This window comes from Intestinimonas butyriciproducens, from assembly GCF_004154955.1.
GTDB classification, from domain to species: Bacteria; Bacillota; Clostridia; order Oscillospirales; family Oscillospiraceae; genus Intestinimonas; species Intestinimonas butyriciproducens.
On record NZ_CP011524.1, the window covers coordinates 2505263 to 2523947 of the forward strand.

Consider the following 18685-nt stretch of genomic DNA (forward strand, 5'->3'; position numbering starts at 1 on the left):
TCTCTTTTTTGCTGCCCGCAGCCGCACGGGCGGGATGGGCATGGTCTATGTCTCATAGGCCACCGTTCCCAGTTCCTCATATCGGTCCGCCCGTTCCCGCAGGTCCCGGACAGGCCCCGTACAGTCCTCTATGGATACTCCCGCTCTCCGATACAGCTCCACCACATCTCTGGTGTCGTCCGGTGCGCGCCGCTCCAGATAAGCCAGCAGCAGCTTGTCCCGGGTCACATAGCAGCCCGTGCTCACCCCGCCATATTTCCGGTCGCCGGGCAGGCCCCTCCGGGGATTGTCCAGGGAGGGAAAGGCGTATAGGATCAGGGCCAGCTCTTCGGGGCTCAAACCGAAGAGCTCCGCAGCCCTACAGTCGATCCGCAGCCGCAGCTCCTCCTGCGCCTCGGGCGGCAGGGGTCTCCCCGGCTCCGCCGGACCGCCCGCCGGGCAAACGCCGGGCAGCAGGCCGGGCAGGGCCTCCATTCCGGCATTTTGCAATAGAAGGCGGGCAGCATCCCGAATCAGCTCCCTGGCTGCCTCCCCGTCAGGGGAGAGGCGCGGGAACGGCACGTTGGCCCAGTGGAAAAAATTCAGCGTAGTGGTCATCCGCTTCCGAATCAGCCAGTCCACCACAAAGGAATTCGCTAGGGCGACCCAGAGCAGCGGCAGCCGGATGTCCTCCCGATCAAACCGGCATACCGGCACTTTGTTGCCGCAGACGCAGTGGGGCGGGATCAGGGCGGCCAGGACGGTGCGCACATTGTGCTGCCCCGTCACATCGCAGAAGCAGGCGCGGAAATGGGAGAGATCCACCGGGACCTGGCTCTCCTTCATATAAAACTGCGGCGTGACCGGCGCCCCCGGTCGGGGATTGCGCTCCCATTTGGCCGTCCGTCCGCTACCGGACCGATACCGCTTGCGGGAGCAGTCATACTGGTGTACCATCCGCCCCTCAAATACCGGGACATACTGCGCTCTCTGCGCGCCGCGCTTGCGCAGGAATGCCTCCCGGGGCAGAAACTGCTCCTTGTCCCCGGTCATATCCACCTCCCGGAGGAATGAAACGTTCCAGCCATCCTCCACCCGCTCCCCCAGGCGCGGGAACACGCCGCACAGGCGCTCCATCAGAGCCGCCTCCGCGGGAGACTTGCACTCGGGTATGGTCAGAAAGTCACCGCTGTAGCGCCGGAGAAAAGGCATGGAATAGGAGACCCCGTCCTGTCTGTCGGTCCGGAGCTCCTCCGGATCTTTGACGTCGAAGCGTGCACCGCATACCGCGTCTCCCACCGCCCCTTTGCGATACAAAAAGGCGACAAATTTAAAGGAGGGATGGATGGGAAACAACTTCCGGCTGTTGATCATACCGGTCAGCCGGGAAAAACAGCCGTGTTCCAGATACAGGTGCCGCAGGCCGCTGGCGCTCTCGGACAGATAAAAGGCCGCGGGCACCACCAGCCCTACCACCCCATCTCTCTTGGTGATCTGGAAGGCCAGCTCCACAAAAAATTTGTAGAAGTCGTCGTCCCCGCCCACCGTCTTCCCGTTGATCTCGCAGCGCTGGTGGACATAGAGCCCGCGGCCCTTGAGCTGCCGGAGATAGCCGCTGGTGTCCAGATAGTACTGCCGCCAGTTTGCCTGAAGGCGCTGGTCCTTCTCGATATACGTTCTCTTGGCCTGGCCCTGCGGCAGGGCGGCCAATGTCCCCGCATCGTTCAGGAGAAAACTGTTGACATTGGTCTTGATCTTGCCCCAGGGCGGATTTCCGATCACAATATCAAAGCCCTGTTCCGGCCCGGTACCCCCGAACACCTCCGGAAAGAGCTGACTCCAACCCATAAGATCCCGGTTTTCCTCCGTCTCCCGGCCCGGCGGGACCAGCAGCAGGCTGTCGGCGGCCAGAAGGCGGCTCCGCAGCTCCGGAAACGCCTCGTCCCCCTGGAGCTCGGTGAGCCAAAGGGTAAACATGGCGATATCCACCGCCACCGGGTTTTTGTCGATCCCGTAGATACATCCGTGCAGAACCCGCCGCCTGATCTCCTCAGGGGCGAGCTCGCTTTTTGCGGCGATGAGCCCGGAGAGCTGATCCACCATTTCGGTCAGGAAAAAACCCGCCCCCATGGCGGGATCAATGATCCTCAGGCCGAAAAGCGCCTCCGCGCTCCGGTCCTGATAGCCCTCCAGCGCCGCGGAGACCAGAAAGGCGACGATGGACCGGTCCGTGAAATACACTCCGTCGGTCTTTTTGTTCATGCTGTTGACCACGTCGGCCTTCCCACCCTCCAGCAGGAGGTGCTTGTCCATCAGCTCCTCGAAGAGGGCCCCCGCATGCCGGATATCCATCCAGCGCAGGCCTTCATGCTCTGTGATCTGTTCCTGCACCATGTCCAGCACGGCCATATCCAGGCCGGCGTCCGGCCCCACCCCCCACGCCAGTGTGAACAGCTTCCGAAAACAGCCGCTCGCCCGCATCGCTTCCCAAAAGGCGGGGAATTGCTCCCGCAGGGAGAACGGGGCCCCTGTCCCTGTCCGGGCCGCGCCCCACCAGCACTTGCACAGCAGCGTTTCAAACAGCCGCGTCAGCGCCCGGTCGAAGGCCCGGTCTGCCGCCTTGCCCTCCAGGTTCGAAAACCGCTCCTGGAAGAGCCGGGCAAGGGCGCGCTTCCAATCGTCGCAGAGCGCGCTGATCCGCTCCCTGTCGTTCCTGCTTACTCTCTCCATATCAATGTGCTCCCCCGTCCCTTGTCAGCGCCGCCCGCCGCTCCCGCAGATCTGCCAGATAAAGCCGCTCTGTCAGCGGCGGTTTTCTTGACACTGCGGAATTGCTCTTATAGCGTTTGTACGGGACCTCCCAATACCTCGTCTCACCAAACCGGGCCAGGATCGAGCGGATCTCCTCGTGAGGGATCTGTCCGTCGCTGTTGTAGCTCAGAAAAAAGTATTGGCAGCGGGCCCGCTCCAACAGCTCCTCCAGGGCCTTGCCCGCGGAGCGCCGGTAACAGTAGCGGGAGGAGTGTTCCTTCCAGTTCCGCAATCCGGTCTTACCGCCGATCTCCGGCCGGTCGTTCCGCGCGATGGTCTCCAGGATGTGATAATACGCGCTGTACTGCCGCTTGGTATACGGCGGATCGGCGTAGATGATGGGGGCCTCCACCCGCCCGACCAGCTCGTTGGCGTCACAGTTCCAGACGGTATGGCCCCCGCCTCCCGCCGTGAAGCGGCGGGGTGTGAGCCAGAGCGGCTGCCGGGCCTTCGGCTTCCAGAACTTGATATAGCACCCATAGGTCCCCGCAATATTGCTCACCGCGCTCACTGCAAAGAGCAGGTCGGCGATGAGAAGCGCCTCTTCCCGCTCCTCCAGAAGTCCGGACCACTCCGCGATGGTCTCCCGGACGTCGTCGATCTTCCGCGCGTTTTCCCGGGTAAAGTACATCCTCTCATACTCGCACTGCTCCAGGGAGGCCGGTGAATAGTTCCCGTAAATGAACCCCTCCCGCCCCTCCAGGCGGTTGAGGTAGGCCAGCACCCGCTCATAGGGCGAGCGGGTGCTCTCGCCTGCAAAAATTTCCGGCGCCGCCTCCCTCAACCCCCGGAATTCCGGCGCCCCGTCGTTGAGCAGGATCGCCTTTGTCATCACGGCGCAGCAGGTGAGAAAATCGTTGGCCGTCACCCGACAGCCGTGGGACTTGAAGCATCGGCTGACCGCCCCCGCCCCGCAAAACAGGTCCACCAACCCCACCGGCCCCGGAAGTCCGGCGGTCTCCTCGCTGATATGCGTGTAGAGAAAGGGCAGAAGCTGCTCCTTGTTCCCCAGAAAGTCAATCCCCATGCGCGTCAAACGGCTCCTTTTCTGTCGGGCTGCTCTGCTCCAGCGGGTCCCGGCCGCGGATATACCGCTCCGCGGTCCGAAGGAACCATTCTTTCAGCGTCACGTCGTCCTGCCCCAACTTCAAATACAGCTGCCGCTTCAGTGCAGGGTCGATCTCCAGTACGATCCGTCCGGATTTTCCGCGCGCCAAGGCGACCACCTCTCCTCCACGATATAACATATATAATATATATAACATAGATCGCCGGCCCGGTCAACCGCCCTTTGGCACACAAAACAGGCGCGGCCCCCGCTCCCTTCCGGAGCAAAAGCCGCGCCTGCTTCCTTCTGCTGTCAACCCCGCTTGGGATGCCGCGTCACGTTTCTGCGCCGACGCGCGCCTCCTCGCCCTTCCAGCGCAGAATCTCCACGGCGCCCCTGTCTCCGTCCACCCGGACCCCAGTCTCCGGTGTGGATGCCCTCAGTGGGATCCTGGCCGAGATCAGTGACGCCGGGGCAGTGGGGCACCACGCAGCCCAGGTCGATCTTTGCAGCCCCGCGACAACCAGACCGCCGTTCTGTTCGATGATGCCCGTATAGCCGTAGCGCACAGCCAGGTCCTTGATGGACTGCGGCACAAGGGCCCAGGACGGTATCCCATCCCGGACCTTTTTCCCCCACCGGGCAGGCCGCGTATTCCACCTGATCGATGGGATAATGAGGACAGCCCAATATGACAAAGTCCATATCCGCGTTACCCCAGACAGGTAACACTTTGGATACCGTATCCACAATTTTGTCACCCTTACGAGGTGACATTGGGTAACACCATTTTCTGATTACTCCTCACAAGTTTATAATTTCTGCCTGTTTGGGCTGCTTTATCCACCTTTTTGCATCCTATTCACGCATATAAAACTTGGCACTCGATTTGCTTGTATACAGAGACAGCCAGAGTCAATTCTCCGCGATGAAAGAGAGGAGAGGAAAAGGATGTACGAAACACTCGTCTATAAAAAGGAAGCGGGACTCGGTATCATCACACTCAATCAGCCGAACGTTTTGAACGCCTTGAACGCCAAGGCCTATGAGGAGCTCTATGAGGTCGCGGAGCTAGCCGACCAGGATGATGGTATACAGGTCCTGATCTTCCACGGCGCTGGGCGGGGCTTTTGTGCCGGTGACAATATCACCGATGGAGATCTTCTGAAAAAGAGAACCTCTATGGGCGCCTATCAATATATTCTGGGCCTACAGAGAGTCTTCAACCGCATCGAGTCGATCAAAAAACCCGTCATCGCGGCGATCCACGGCGCTGCCTGCGGAGGAGGGCTGGAGCTTGCGCTAGTCTGTGATATCCGTATTGCCGCTGAGAGTGCCAGACTAGGGCTTCCCGAACTGAAACTGGGTGCGCTCCCCTGCATCGGCGGGACTCAGCGTCTGCCGCGGCTTATCGGCACGGCAAAAACCAAGGAACTTCTCTTTACGGGAAAACTTCTTCCCGCTGTTGAGGCGGAGCGCCTGGGCATCATAAATCAGGTGGTTCCGGATGGCCGGGAGCTGGAGGAGGCCGTCTCCATGGCCAATGTCATCAAGGAGCGGAGCAGCCTTGCGCTCCACATGGCCAAGGCGGCCGTAGACCAGGGCAGAAATCATGATCTGTACACCGCCCTGGAGATCGAGGCCAGAAATGATGCCATGCTGTTCGACACAGCGGACTTTCGGGAGGGGATGCTGGCCTTTTCGGAAAAACGTCCGCCCGTTTTCCGCGGCAGATAAGCTGCAAGGGGCCTGTGGCCACAGGAGAAAATAAGTCCTGAAGATGAGAGGAGGCGCGGGTTTTATGATGCACAAGCCTTTGCTGGGTGTAAAAATCGTCGATCTCTCCATGTATGTGGCCGGTCCGGCGGCCGCCCGCATGATGGGAGAGTGGGGTGCCGACGTCATTAAGGTGGAGCCGCTGAAGGGAGACAATAACCGCCCCGCGGGCCGGATGATGGGGATGCCCATTGATGACTCCAATAACCCCCACAACGAAGTGTTCAATGCAAACAAGAGGAGCCTTGCCCTGGACCTGAAGCAGAGCGAGGGCAAGGCGATTCTGGAAAGGCTGCTTTCGGAGTCCAATGTATTTCTCACCAATTTCCGCACCAGAGCACTGGAAAAGCTGGGACTGGACTACGAATCCGTTTCCGCGCGGCACCCCCACATCATCTGGTGCCAGGTCACTGGATTCGGGACGGAAGGCCCCCAGGCCAATGATCCCGGATTCGACACCGTGGCTTTCTGGGCCAGGAGCGGCGCCATGGGAGATTTGCCGGAAAAAGACACCGCGCCCATCCCGCCGCTCATCGCATTCGGAGACATGCTCACCTCCGAGACCGTTTGCGCCGGCGTCGGTGCGGCGCTCTATCAGCAGGCCAGGACCGGCAGGGGCGAAAAAGTAATGGTCTCACTGTACAGCAATGCTATCTGGGCCTTGGGCGTAGGGGTACAGTCGACTCAATACGGCGACGAGTACCCAAAGACCCGGAAAAATGCAGTTTCCCCGCTGGTCAACTCCTACCGCTGTGCCGACGGCGTGTGGATCTATATGTGTGTAATCGACCATGAGCGTTATTATAACGCCGTGATGCGTGCCATCGACCGGGAGGACCTGGTGGACCACCCCCTATACAGTGATCTGGCGGCATGCAAGCCGGTCACCCCGGAATTGATCCGTGTCATTGAGGAGGGGTTCCAGCGGTACGATCACCAGGAAATGCACCGCCGCCTGACGGAGGCGGATGTGGCCCACTCCTATATTGACAAGATCAAAGACATCATCCACGACGCGCAGGCGCTGGAGAACCACTATGTCTATCCATACACCATGCGGGACGGGAGCACCTGCATCGGACCGGCCACCCCCATTAAATTCGGAACGGTGGAGGATCCCGAGCATCGTCTTTCCCCTCTCGTCGGTGAGCATACTGTGGAGATCCTGCTGGAGTATGGGTACAGCCGTGAAGAAATCGACGCGCTGCTCGCGCGCAAGGTCGTCGGCGTCTATGCCAAGGAATAATCCTCTCCATTTCCAAAAAAGGCCAAGTTGAGACAGCGCACCTTCTGTGATATGCTTACTGCGACTTACATGCAGAAGGGAGGGGCGTGCCCGCTCCAATTCAGGCGGGTACGAAGACCACAATGACGGACCGCATTACGATGGAGAATCACCGCCGCAATCACGAAGGGGGCTGGCAGCTATTCCAGGATCCGGCGCTGAGGGACTCCTGGGGCGACTGCAAGAAGCAGGCCATGGTTCCAGATATTTCGGCCCCTTATCTCTGTGGGGAACAGGAGTTCTTCTCCATCAAAGAGAATACCAAAAAGCTCTACGCTTATTCCAACCGTCTCATCAACAGCATCTACCACTGGTCCGTCCGCCCACTTGCCTATGTGATGGTAGATGGGCACGGCTTTATTCTGAAGCTGTACTGCGGGGAGGAGATCCGGGGCTGGCTGGAGGAGCGCGGGATTCGAGAGCGGTGCAGCCTGGCGGAGGAACACGCGGGAACCACAGCCTTTTCCCTGGGCATCAAATATAAGAGACCATTTCGCACCACTGGAAGCGAGCACTATCTGTCCAAATTCATTGATATGACGATGTATTTCGCCCCCTGTGTTCTGGAGGACAATTCCAGGGAGCGCTTTGGCGAGCTGGAGCTTCTGGGGGGCATTGGCATCATTACACCGCGGACGGACCGCTTCGAAGATTACCTGGCCACAGTCATTACCATGTGCAAAGAGGTTTGTCTCCATTTGGACATGGTGAATACCTTTTACAATTTTTATATGAGCGAGACCATGGGATACATCTGTGTGGATATCGACGAGCGGACGCGCAGGCCCTATTGTCTGTATCACAACTCCAATATTTTCAATGTGCTCGGAATCCCTTTCAGCGACCTGTGCTTCAAAAGTCTGAGCACTGTCTTTGACCCGCTGCCTGCCAACCGGGAATTTTGGCAGGTGCTGAGCAGCAACGAATATTTACATAACGCCAGCATCTCTCTGAGTATCCAGGGTGTCACCCGACAGTATATCGTCTCTACCATGCCCTACCGACAGGTCAGCGTGGGATACGAGGGAATGCGCTTTTTTATCTCCAACAAGGAGCAGGTCAGTTCCTTTGTCTCCCGGCAAATCGGCAACAACGCCATTATGACTTTCGGGAACATCATTGGGCAGAGCCGCGAAATCAAGCAATCTATCCGATATGCCCGGAAATATGCCGAGTTCGACAATAATGTCCTCATCATGGGGGAGAGCGGAGTGGGCAAGGACATCTTTGCCCAGGCGATCCACAATGCCAGTTCCCGCAGGGACCGCCCCTTTATCGCGGTGAACTGCGCCACTTTCCCGCGGGATTTGATGGTGAGCGAACTCTTCGGATACGAGCAGGGGGCGTTCACCGGCTCCAAGAAAAATGGGAATACCGGCAAACTGGAGCTGGCCAACACCGGCACCCTGTTTTTAGATGAAATCGGCACACTGCCTCTGGACCTACAGGCCATTTTGCTGCGGGTGCTGGAGACAAAGCGCTTTATGAAATTGGGGGCCTCCAAGGAGACCTCCGTGGATGTCCGCATCATCGCAGCCACCAACGCCGACATTTTGGAGATGGTCTCCCAAAAGAGCTTCCGGGGCGATCTCTACTTTCGACTGTCGGCCTTTGTACTGAATATTCCGCCCCTGCGCAAACGGCGGGAAGATGTGGTACTCTTGGCCAATCACTTTATCAGCCGGGTCGCCAGGCGAATCCACATCACCCCTCCGCAAATCGCTGACGATGCAGTGATTTACTTGAGCCAGCTCCCATGGAAAGGAAATGTACGCGAGTTGCAGAACCTGATGGAGGGAATCGTCCAGATCTATTCGCCTTCGGTCATTACAGTCAATCACATTACGGATTATTTGAATGTGATCGGCGCGGTCCAACATCCCGCTTCCGAATTGGAGGAAGATGCGGAGCCGAAAGCGGCCTCACCACAGCCCGACGACACCTCCTCCCTCACCCGGGACGCCATCCTGCACGCACTGAAAGAGTGCAGGGGGAATAAATCCAGGGCGGCGGAATATCTGGGCGTATCCCGCAAAACGCTGTACAAGTGGATGAGGCGCCTCCAGGTACTGGGCTGACCCGGTCTCGGCGGGTCCCGCTATCACAGAGCCCCTCCTTTCCTTTTCTCCGGCTCACCACGAAGCAGTCCCGGGCGGCAGAAAGCGAGGGAAGAGCATGGACCCATGCACAACTGATACCAAAACATTGCTCAAACAATTAACCGCGCAGTATTACGACGATTTAAACCATGCCCACGAGCGAGGCCAGAAAGTGGTGTGGACCAACGGCCTGTTCCCCCAGGAATTTTTTGAGGCCATGGACATCCAAGTGGCCTATCCTGAAAATCTGGCCGCCACGCTGGGGGCAAAAAAAGGTGTCATGCCCTATCTGGAAAAATGTGAGGCGCTTGGTTATTCCAGCGACCTGTGCTCCTATACCCGTATCGGGCTGGGCTACATCGAGTCCTTCGACAGCGACATTCTGAACCTTCCACGTCCGGATATGATCTGCAACTGTACCAACATCTGCGGCCTGTGCGTCAAGTGGTTTGAGTGTACGGCAAAGCGGCTGGATGTGCCCTATATCCTCATCGATACGCCTTACCAGACGGAATACGGTCCGACGGAAAACGATGTGGACTATATCGTATCCCAGTTTCAAGAGCTCATTCGCCAGTTGGAACTTCTCTGCGGAAGGCCATTCAACTACAAAAAGTTCCGCCAGGTCCTCGCCATCTCACGCCGGGTCGCAAAATCCTGGAAGAGGGCCACGGATTACGTCCAGCACAGCCCCAGCCCTCTGGACGGCTTTAATCTCTTCAACTATATGTTTTTGGCCGTAGTGGCCCGGGGCAAATCCTCCACAGCGGACTTTTACGACAGGCTTTCAGAGGAAATGGAGGAGTACCTCCGGGAGCACAAAAGCCAGTTCAAGGGTGAGCAGAAACACCGCATCATGTGGGAAGGTATCGCCTGTTGGCCTCATCTGGCGCAGAACTACAAGTGCCTCAAGGCAAACGACATGATCGTTGTAGGCGGCATGTATCCGGTGGAATGGTGTGTGGACTATGATCAGGATGATGTGCGCTCCCTCGCCCGGGCTTATGCTGCCCGCCCCCCCATCGGCAGTCTGACTCGGCAGACAGATATCCGGGCTCGGATCATGGAGGAGACCCGGTGCGACGGCGCGCTCTACCACGTGAATCGAAGCTGTAAGATCCTTACTTTTCTCCAGGCCGGCCTGCGCCGGGGGATATACGAGCGCAACCACAAGCCCTTCGCCACCTTTGACGGTGATCAGACCGATCCCACAACATTTTCCCCCGCCCAGTTTGAGACTCGAGTGCAAGCCCTGCGTGAAAACATGGAAGCGGCCAAAGCCGAGAGAGGGGGGCCCTGAGTGTCTGTGTCTAAAGTAGAAATCCTCCGCGAAATGGAGTACGCGGTGACCCATATCCGGGAACGGGTTCTGGATGAAAAAGCCCGTGGTCACAAAGTCATAGGCTGCCTTCCCATCCTGATTCCCGAGGAACTTGTCCATGCATCAGGTGCCTTTCCCGTGGGTATTTGGGGCGCCGAGCGCCTCCCCATCGTCCGTGCGGCGGAGTATTATCCCCCCTACGCCTGCTCTGTGGTACAGTCCATTACAGAGCTGGCCATTGCCGGCGCGTATGACGGTTTAGACGGAGTACTGATCTCCTGCCTGTGCGATACGCTCAAATGCGTCACGCAGAGTTTCCCACTCACCTGCCCCAGCGTGAAGCCGATCTTTGTCAAGCACCCGCAAAACCACCGGTTGGAGGGGGCTGTAACGTACTTTATTCGTGAACTGGAGGGTGTACGTGCTCAACTGGAAACACTCACGGGAAGACAGATCACCGAGGAGGCTCTGTGTCAAAGTATTGAAATCTACAATGAAAACCGAAAAGAAATGATTGCGTTTGCGCGCCTGTTGGCGGAGAAGCCCGGATTGCTCACCTGCCGGGAACGGCACACCGTGATCAAGGCCCGCTACTTTATGAGGAAGGAGGAGCACACCCGTCTGATGCGGGAGCTCAACGGGATGCTCCGCGCCAGCACCGCCCCAAGCTTTGAGGGTATCAAAGTCTATGTCTCCGGCGTCATGCTGGAACCGTCCCATATCCTGGATGTAATGGACGAATTGGGATACACCATCGTAGGGGATGAACTCGCCCATGAGAGCCGTCAGTTCAATCACCTGGTACCCGAAGCCCTTTCGCAGTTGGAGCGTCTGGCGCGCCAGGTTCAGACCTATGAAGGTGAGGCATTTCTCTATGACCCCCGAAAAACCAGGGGTGAACGGGTGGCCCGTGCGGCCAAAGAAGCCGGCGCTGACGCCGTGCTGTTCGCACTGATGAAATTCTGCGATACCGACGAGTATGATCTCCCTTGGGTGCGGTGCGCCGCCCAAGAGGCGGATCTTCCCTTTCTCCACCTGGAGCTGGAACAGACGATGCAATCGGCCGAGCCTCTGCGCACAAGGCTACAGGCTTTTGCCGAACAGCTTACGCACACTTGCTAGACGGGCGGGGAGGCGGCTGCATGGAAGCGCACTATATAGGAATCGATATTGGCTCTACCGCTACCAAACTGGCAGCACTCTCCGGAGAGCGGGCCCTGCTGGGAACCACAGTGGTCCCCTTTGGGACCGGCACCCAGGCCGACCAATTGGCGCTGGAGACCTTTTATCGGAATTCCAGGCTGTCCCCATCTGACTGTGTGCGAACCATCGCCACAGGATATGGCCGGCTTATTTTTCGCGGAGCCGACGCACAGGTCAGTGAAATCTCCTGCCATGCCAAGGGGCTCCACCACTTTCTCCCGCAGGCGCGCACGATTATTGATGTGGGAGGACAGGATCTGAAGGCCATACAGATCAATGACCGGGGCAGCGTGCAACAGTTCGTGATGAATGATAAATGCGCCGCCGGGACCGGGCGTTTCCTGGAGGTCATGAGCCGTGTCATGGGCCTGGAGGTAGCAGAATTGGGCGAGTATGACGCCCGTGCCACTGGGGTGGAGACTATCAGCAATACCTGCACGGTATTTGCCGAGTCCGAGGTGATTTCTAAGCTCTCGGCCGGCGTGGACATTGCCAACCTAGTGGCGGGCATTCATGATTCCGTAGCCCGCAAAATCACGGGGTTGACCCTCCGAATGGGTATTCTTCCAGAGGTGGCACTCACCGGGGGCGGCGCCCTGAATACCGGCTTGGTCCGGGCATTGGAGCGCAATCTGAAGTGCGGGCTCCTGCTCCCGTCTCTCCCCCAGTTCACCGGTGCCGTAGGTGCAGCCCTGTTTGCCTTGGAAGGACGGTTATAACACAGAATGGCCCATTTTTTAGAGAAATGGCGCTGTAGATGGTTCATTATCACTCTTAAATTCCATTATTTAATAAAAATGTAATAAAAATCTTTCAGAAAGAAGGGATCTCATGGAATTTATACGCAATGAACTTCAGGAGACCATACGTTCTTCCGCCGTAGACTTCGCCCAAAACTATCTCAAGCCGCGGGTAGAGGAGATCGAGACTGCAGAGCAGTTTCCAGAGGACCTGTTCCACATCATGGCGGATATGGGGTTTCTCTCCCTGAGCTATCCCGAAAGCTATGGCGGTCTGGGCGCCGGATATCTTACCTTGTCCATGGTCCTCGAGGAAATTGCCCGCGTGTCTCCCAGCGCCGCGACGCTGCTTACCGTGTGTCTGCTGCCCCTGGACGCCATCCACCTTTTCGGCACCGAGGCGCAGAAGCAGAAATATCTGGTCCCCGGTATCCAAGGCGCTTACCGTGGCTCCCTGGCCTTTACAGAGCCGGGTACCGGCTCCGACCCCAAGCAGCTCACCACAGTTGCCAAAGGGGGGAACGGAAAATATCTCATCAGCGGGACCAAGCGTTTTATCTCCAACGCCGCCTACAAGGGGCCTATCGTCGTCGTGGCCCGTGACGAGGGCGCCGACACCTGTACGGCCTATATCGTCGAAAAATTCTGCAAGGGGTATTCCCTCTCCAAGCCCTGGGACAAAATTGGACTTCATGGAAGCCATGTCTATGATGTCTTCTTAGACGATGTAGAAGTCACTGAAGCAGACATTCTGGGGGGATATGGCAAGGGCTTTGACCTGCTGATCGGCACCACTACTTACGGTAAGCTGGCCTTCTCCGCCGTGTTTACCGGCATTATGGACGGTGCCTATGACCTGGCGGTGAAATATGCCAAGGAAAAGCTCCATCGAGGCTCCCCCATCTCCAAATTTCCCTCCATGCAGGACAAGGCTGCCCGGGTGGCAGCCAACACCCTCAGCTCCAGGCTGATGCTCTATAAGGCGGCGGAGGATGCCGACACCATCACCAACGATATCCGCCGGGTGCAGGCCAGCGCCGCGCTGGTCAAGGGCTACATTGCCGATCTGGCGGTGGAGACCTGTACGATGGCCCTCAACATGCACGCCTCCTACGGTGTCACGGCAGAGTATCAAGTGGAGCGCTTTCTGCGCGACGCCGTCATTGCGCCCAATATTGAGGGTTCTGCTGACATTCAGCGCCTGATCGCCGGCAGTTACATCCTGAAAAGTGCCGAGCATTTTCTATAAACAGGGGGAATCAGAAATGGCTTTCCACGTGCATACCGAGGAGCAGCGTGAGCTCATCGATCTGGTCCGAAAGTTTGGCGAGAGTGAGATTCGTCCCCATGCGGCCGATTGGGATAAAAGGGGGGAATGCCCCCTGAACGTGATTCGGGCCGGCCTGGAGATGGGACTGCAGTGTCTGGACCAGCCGGAGGAATACGGCGGCGCAGGTCTGGGCACCAAGACGGCCTGTATGGTCTTTGAAGAGCTTGCCAAATCGGATGCCGGCGTCACCTGTGCCTTCAGTGTGACCGGCACGGCGGCGGTCCCCGTTATGAAGTACGGTACTGAGGAACAAAAACAGCTTTGCGCAGATATCCTCTTCCGTAAGGGGGGACTGGGCTCCTTCTGCCTCACCGAGCCCGGCTCCGGTTCGGACTCCGGTGCCAGCCGCATGACCGCCGTCCGACAGGGCGACAGCTATGTGCTCAACGGCACCAAATGCTTTATCACCAACGGCGGATACGCCGAACTATACTTCGTTATCGCCTCTACTGACAGAAGCAAGGGCAACAAAGGGCTCAGCGGTTTCCTTGTCACACGTGACACTCCCGGCCTCACCGTGGGCAAGGAAGAAGACAAGTGTGGCTTCCGAACCTCCAACACGGTAGAGCTGGTGTTTGAGGATGTGGTCGTTCCCGCCTCCTGTCGAGTAGGTCGGGAGGGGGACGGCTTCAAGCAGGCCATGGCGGCCCTTGATCACGGGCGGCCGTATATCGGCGCGGTGGCCCTTGGCGTCGGTCAGCGGGCGCTGGAGGAGGCCATTGCCTACTCCAAAGTCCGCAGCCAGTTTGGGCAGCCCATCTGCAACAACCAAGCCATCCGCTTTATGCTGGCGGACATGGAGATGCGGCTGGAATCGGCCCGCTGTCTGGTTTATCACGCCGCGGAGCTCATCGATCAGCATCTTCCCGTCACCATGAATGGCTCTATTGCCAAATGCTGCGCCACCGACGCCGCCATGCAGGTGGCCTTGGATGCGGTTCAGATTCTGGGCGGCTATGGCTACATGCGGGAGTACCCGGTGGAAAAGCTGATGCGTGATGCCAAAATTTTTCAAATCGTGGAGGGGACCAACCAGATCCAGCGCGTGGTGATCTCGGGTCAGCTTCTCAAATGAGCATGGGGGGACCGGCGCAAGTGAACACACATCAAGACACATACCGCCGCAAGCTTTCTTCCAGGGCGCGCATCGCCTCCCGTATCCGCTCCGGCTGGTCCTGCTGCTCCGATATCGCCTCCTCCGTCCCATATGGTTTATATTGGGATCTGGCGGAGCGGGTCCGCCGGGGACAAATAGAGGATCTGCGGGTCTATACCATCATGGATATGTCCCCTCTGCCCTTTTATCAGGAGGATATGGGGGCGCAACTGAAGGGATTCTCCTGGTTCTCCGGCGCCGGCGCTCGGGGCGCCGTCAATGCTGGATTCGGTGAATACCTCCCCTGCTACTACCGGGATGTCCCCGCATTGCTCACCCAATATACACGGGTGGATGCCTTCTTTGCCGTCGTCTCTCCCATGGATGAACAGGGATATTTCAGTTTTGGGCCTGTGGGCTCCTGTACCGAGTCCCTTCTGAAAAAGAGCGACCGCGTGTTTTTGCAGGTCAACCACAACGTCCCCCGCGCGCTGCGTGGTCCACTGGTCCACATCTCCCAAGTCGACGGATTGTGGGAGGAGGCCGCCCCGCTTCCTACCCTCCCTCCCGTTTCACACAATGCGCTCAGCGCCACCATCGGCGGTCTGGTAGCGGAAGAGATCCCCAACGGAGCCACCATTCAGCTTGGGGTGGGCGCGATCCCGGAGGCGATCACCGAGGCACTGCGGAGCAAGCATGACCTTGGGCTGCATACGGAACTGCTGACCGATGGTATGGTGGATCTGATCCGGTGCGGCGCCGTCACCAACGAAAAAAAGCCCCTCCACACCGGGCTGACTGTCGCTACCTTTGGTCTGGGGCAGAAGGTATACTCCTACATCCATGAGAACCCCGCTGTGGAGCTCTTGCCGGTCAGCTATGTGAATGATCCCGCCATAATCGCCCGGCATCCTGATTTTGTCTCGGTCAATGCCGCTCTGGAAGTAGACTTTTGGGGTCAGGTCTGTGCCGAATCCATGGGCCCCGCCCATGTATCCGGCACCGGCGGGCAATCCGACTTCGTTCGCGGTGCCATCTCCTCCAAGGGCGGAAAAAGCTTTATCGTATTCCCCTCCACCGCCCGGAATGGGACGGTGAGCCGCATCGTCTCCCAGTTATCGCCCGGCGCCGTGGTGAGCACCAGTAAAAATGATGTGGACTATATCGCCACGGAATATGGCATTGCCAAACTCCGAGGCCAAAGCCTCAGCCAACGCACCCGGGCCCTGATCGGCATTGCCCATCCCAATTTCCGGGATCAGCTCACCTTTGAAGCGAAGAAAAGAAACATTTTAGTTTGAGGAAGGAGCGCTGCGCCCATGGCCTATGATACCATCCTGTACGAGGTGCGGGAGCGCATCTGTACCATCACCCTGAACCGTCCCGAACACATGAATTCCTACAATAGCCAAATGTGTCAGGAAATCAACCTCGCCCTGGATGCCGCCGACAGTGATGACGACGTGCGCGTGGTAATCTTCACAGGCGCGGAGGGTGGGAAAAGGCCCGCCTATTGCGCCGGTTTTGATCTCACCGTTGACAAGCCCTTCGATTTTTCGGAAGCAGGTTTCCACAACACCAGGGACACCGGCGGCACCAACGCCCTGCGCATTTACGCCATGCGCAAACCCGTCCTTGCCGCCATAAACGGCTCCGCCGTGGGGATCGGGATCACCATGACCCTCCCCATGGACATGCGCATTCTCTCCGAGGACGCCAAGCTCGGCTTTGTATTTGCGCGCCGCGGCTATGTCAACGAGGCCTGCTCCAGTTGGTTCCTGCCCCGCATTGTGGGCCTCTCCAAGGCCGTAGAGTGGGTTACCACGGGGCGCATCATCGGCGCGGAAGAGGCTCTGCACAGCGGCTTGGTCAGCGAGGTGGTCCCCCACAGCCGCGTCTATGCCCGGGCGCTGGAGGTTGCCCGGGACATTCGGGACAACACCGCCCCTGTTTCCGTGGCTCTCTGCCGCCAGATGATGTATCAGATGGCGGGCGCCCGGCACCCGATGACCGCTCACAAGATCGAGTCCTCCTGCTTCTACTATATCGGAACTGCTCCGGACGCTCTGGAAGGCGCGGCCTCTTTTATGGAGAAGAGACCGCCGGAATTCAAGATGAGCCCCGTAACAGATATGCCCCCCGCATACCCCTGGTTCCCTGAGGTCCCTTTCCCCAAGAACATTCAGGACTGTTAGCCGGACCTCGCCAAATCCACCGGAAAGGAGCTGTTGCCGCCGGTCAGACTGCAAGCTCGGGTTCCCCCGCACAACAAGAAATTTGAAGAACGGGAGGAGAATGGTTTATGTCATTGGACAGTAAAATTGTAACCCCGGTAACCTCGTTGGAAGGCTGGTTAGTCGTCGCTTTTGTGGCAATCGCATTCTTTGTAATCGCTCTGTTTGCCTACAAGACCCAGAAGAAGGCGGACAGCACCGCCTCTTACTTTGCAGCGGGGCGCGGTGTGCCCTGGCAGGTCGCCTGCCTCTCATTGGTAGCCTCCTGGACCTGGGCCACCACCACCATGGCCGCCGGTGAGGGCGCCTATACCCACGGCTTTGCCGCTTCCTGGTATTATCCCATTGGCGGCGGCATCGGTATCCTGATCGCCATCCCTATCCTCAACCGGGTCAGAAAAGTTATGCCCTATGGCCTCACCTTCCCCGAATTCATCCGCCGTAGAATTGGTCCGGGGGCGGGTCTCATCAACGCGGTCGGGTCCGTCGTTTTCCAAGCCTTTACCATTTGGCTTCAGATCGTGGGGGCGGGCATCGTCTGCCGCTCTCTTCTGGGCCTGCCTTTCCGCAGCAGCGCCATCATCATCGGTGTGGTCACCATCGCGTTTTCTGTGGCCAATGGCCTGTGGGGCGTGCTACTGACGGACTCCTTCCAAATTTCCGTCATTGTAGTAGGTATGTCGTTCATCTGCCTGTTTGGCTTGCAGCATATCGGCGGAGCTGAAACATTCTATAACTTGCTCTTAGCCAAAGAAGCAACCACAATGCCGCTGGTCCTAGACCCTATTAATGTGCCTGCCGCTATCGCCTACGGCATTCCTTTCACATTGGGCTATATCGGCTACGGCGTCATCGAGCAGAATGTGTGGGGTCGCGTCTGGTCCGTGCGCACGGAGAAGGATTTCCTGAAGGCCTGCGTGGGCACCTCTCTCGCCTGGATCCCCATTCCTCTGATGTCCGCCATCATCGGTATGCTGGGTCTTGCCATGAATGTTCAGGGCGAGGTGGGCACCGACGTGATCCCTCTGACCATTATGACTCTCTTGGGAAAAGGCGGTGCCGTAGTTGGCGCAATTGTCATTCTCTTCGCGCTGACCTCCACCATGTCCAGCTGTATCTGCTCCATCGGTACCCACGTCGTCGTCGACCTTTATGAGCCCTATATCCTCAAGGGTAAAAAGGCCGATGAGAAGATGAATGTCAAGATCGGACGCTGGACTATGGCCATTATGGGTATTGTCATGGTCATTTCTACTGCACGCGAGATGTCTCTTATGTACATCAACATGTTTATCAACTGCGTGCTCCCGCCGCTGTTTATCCCCTTTATCTATGCGGCTTTCTGGAAAAAGGTCAATAAAAAGGGACTCACCCTCACCATGTTTATCGCCATGGTGGGCAATGTGATCCTGTCTGCTATGGTACTGGCCGGAACAGGCGTAGGCGCCAACACCCCCTATATTTATTCCTACGTGGTTTCCTTTATCCTTCCAATCATCATTACAGCTGTCAAGCCGGACGACCCCTTCGACTATGCGCTGCTGGGCGAGAAGTTCCATGTGTAACCCTTAGGTAAGCACTTACCTGACAATAATAAGGAGGTATTGTGATGCGTCTGCCATTAATCATCTTCCAAATTTGGATGTGGGGCGTACCCATTTGGGGGCTTTGCGCCTTGGCATACTTGTTGTTTACCGTTCTCCGTGACGCTTCAAAGTTCAAGAAAGAGCAGGCTGCCGATTCCGCAAAAAAAGAATAGCCAT

General features: G+C 57.9%; 16 protein-coding genes. 12 read left to right on the top strand and 4 right to left on the bottom strand.

Annotated features, from left to right (window positions below; all coding sequences use genetic code 11):
• Window positions 1-45 precede the first annotated feature (45 nt).
• The 4 genes from SRB521_RS12425 to SRB521_RS12440 form a co-directional block, all read right to left on the bottom strand.
• Entirely contained in the window at window positions 46-2709 is a 2664-nt protein-coding gene (locus SRB521_RS12425) for an Eco57I restriction-modification methylase domain-containing protein (protein WP_075704429.1), read from the bottom strand.
• Window position 2710: 1 nt separating this feature from the next.
• On the bottom strand, window positions 2711-3817 hold the full coding sequence (locus SRB521_RS12430; RefSeq protein WP_075704430.1) for a DNA adenine methylase: 1107 nt from the start codon (window positions 3815-3817) through the stop codon (window positions 2711-2713).
• On the bottom strand, window positions 3807-4037 hold the full coding sequence (locus SRB521_RS12435) for a hypothetical protein (RefSeq protein WP_052082618.1): 231 nt from the start codon (window positions 4035-4037) through the stop codon (window positions 3807-3809). Before SRB521_RS12435 ends, SRB521_RS12430 begins: the two co-directional genes overlap by 11 nt.
• Before the next feature lie 136 nt (window positions 4038-4173).
• Complete coding sequence (locus tag SRB521_RS12440; protein ID WP_165816302.1) at window positions 4174-4434, bottom strand: hypothetical protein; 261 nt, start codon at window positions 4432-4434, stop codon at window positions 4174-4176.
• Window positions 4435-4789: 355 nt separating this feature from the next.
• On the opposite strand from SRB521_RS12440, the gene SRB521_RS12445 reads away from it, so the two are divergent.
• The 12 genes from SRB521_RS12445 to SRB521_RS16225 all read left to right on the top strand — a co-directional run bounded on the left by SRB521_RS12445 (window position 4790) and on the right by SRB521_RS16225 (window position 18681).
• Window positions 4790-5575, top strand: coding sequence for an enoyl-CoA hydratase/isomerase family protein (locus SRB521_RS12445; RefSeq protein WP_058118253.1), 786 nt, complete (start codon window positions 4790-4792; stop codon window positions 5573-5575).
• 64 nt (window positions 5576-5639) lie between these two features.
• Window positions 5640-6860 carry a CaiB/BaiF CoA transferase family protein gene (locus SRB521_RS12450; RefSeq protein WP_197055533.1) on the top strand — a complete coding sequence of 407 codons (1221 nt, stop codon included), beginning with the start codon at window positions 5640-5642 and terminating at the stop codon, window positions 6858-6860.
• Window positions 6861-6946: 86 nt separating this feature from the next.
• On the top strand, window positions 6947-8977 hold the full coding sequence (locus tag SRB521_RS12455) for a sigma-54 interaction domain-containing protein (protein WP_129868853.1): 2031 nt from the start codon (window positions 6947-6949) through the stop codon (window positions 8975-8977).
• A 127-nt stretch (window positions 8978-9104) separates the two neighbouring features.
• The gene (locus tag SRB521_RS12460) at window positions 9105-10298 is read left to right on the top strand and encodes a 2-hydroxyacyl-CoA dehydratase subunit D (RefSeq protein ID WP_165816303.1); all 1194 of its coding nucleotides are present in this window, start codon (window positions 9105-9107) and stop codon (window positions 10296-10298) included.
• Window positions 10299-10304: 6 nt separating this feature from the next.
• Window positions 10305-11441 (top strand): 2-hydroxyacyl-CoA dehydratase subunit D, encoded by a 1137-nt coding sequence (locus tag SRB521_RS12465; RefSeq protein ID WP_075705554.1) that lies wholly within the window; start codon window positions 10305-10307, stop codon window positions 11439-11441.
• A 20-nt stretch (window positions 11442-11461) separates the two neighbouring features.
• Entirely contained in the window at window positions 11462-12241 is a 780-nt protein-coding gene (locus SRB521_RS12470) for an acyl-CoA dehydratase activase (RefSeq protein ID WP_075704434.1), read from the top strand.
• Between the two features lie 112 nt (window positions 12242-12353).
• Window positions 12354-13511, top strand: coding sequence for an acyl-CoA dehydrogenase family protein (locus SRB521_RS12475; RefSeq protein ID WP_058118258.1), 1158 nt, complete (start codon window positions 12354-12356; stop codon window positions 13509-13511).
• 16 nt (window positions 13512-13527) lie between these two features.
• Window positions 13528-14667, top strand: coding sequence for an acyl-CoA dehydrogenase family protein (locus SRB521_RS12480; RefSeq protein WP_058118259.1), 1140 nt, complete (start codon window positions 13528-13530; stop codon window positions 14665-14667).
• A gap of 20 nt (window positions 14668-14687) precedes the next feature.
• Window positions 14688-15989 (top strand): acetyl-CoA hydrolase/transferase family protein, encoded by a 1302-nt coding sequence (locus SRB521_RS12485; RefSeq protein ID WP_227152097.1) that lies wholly within the window; start codon window positions 14688-14690, stop codon window positions 15987-15989.
• An 18-nt stretch (window positions 15990-16007) separates the two neighbouring features.
• Entirely contained in the window at window positions 16008-16883 is an 876-nt protein-coding gene (locus SRB521_RS12490) for an enoyl-CoA hydratase-related protein (protein WP_033117385.1), read from the top strand.
• 173 nt (window positions 16884-17056) lie between these two features.
• Window positions 17057-18487 (top strand): sodium:solute symporter family protein, encoded by a 1431-nt coding sequence (locus SRB521_RS12495; RefSeq protein ID WP_075704438.1) that lies wholly within the window; start codon window positions 17057-17059, stop codon window positions 18485-18487.
• A gap of 44 nt (window positions 18488-18531) precedes the next feature.
• Complete coding sequence (locus SRB521_RS16225; protein WP_156113742.1) at window positions 18532-18681, top strand: hypothetical protein; 150 nt, start codon at window positions 18532-18534, stop codon at window positions 18679-18681.
• The last annotated feature ends 4 nt before the right edge of the window (window positions 18682-18685 follow it).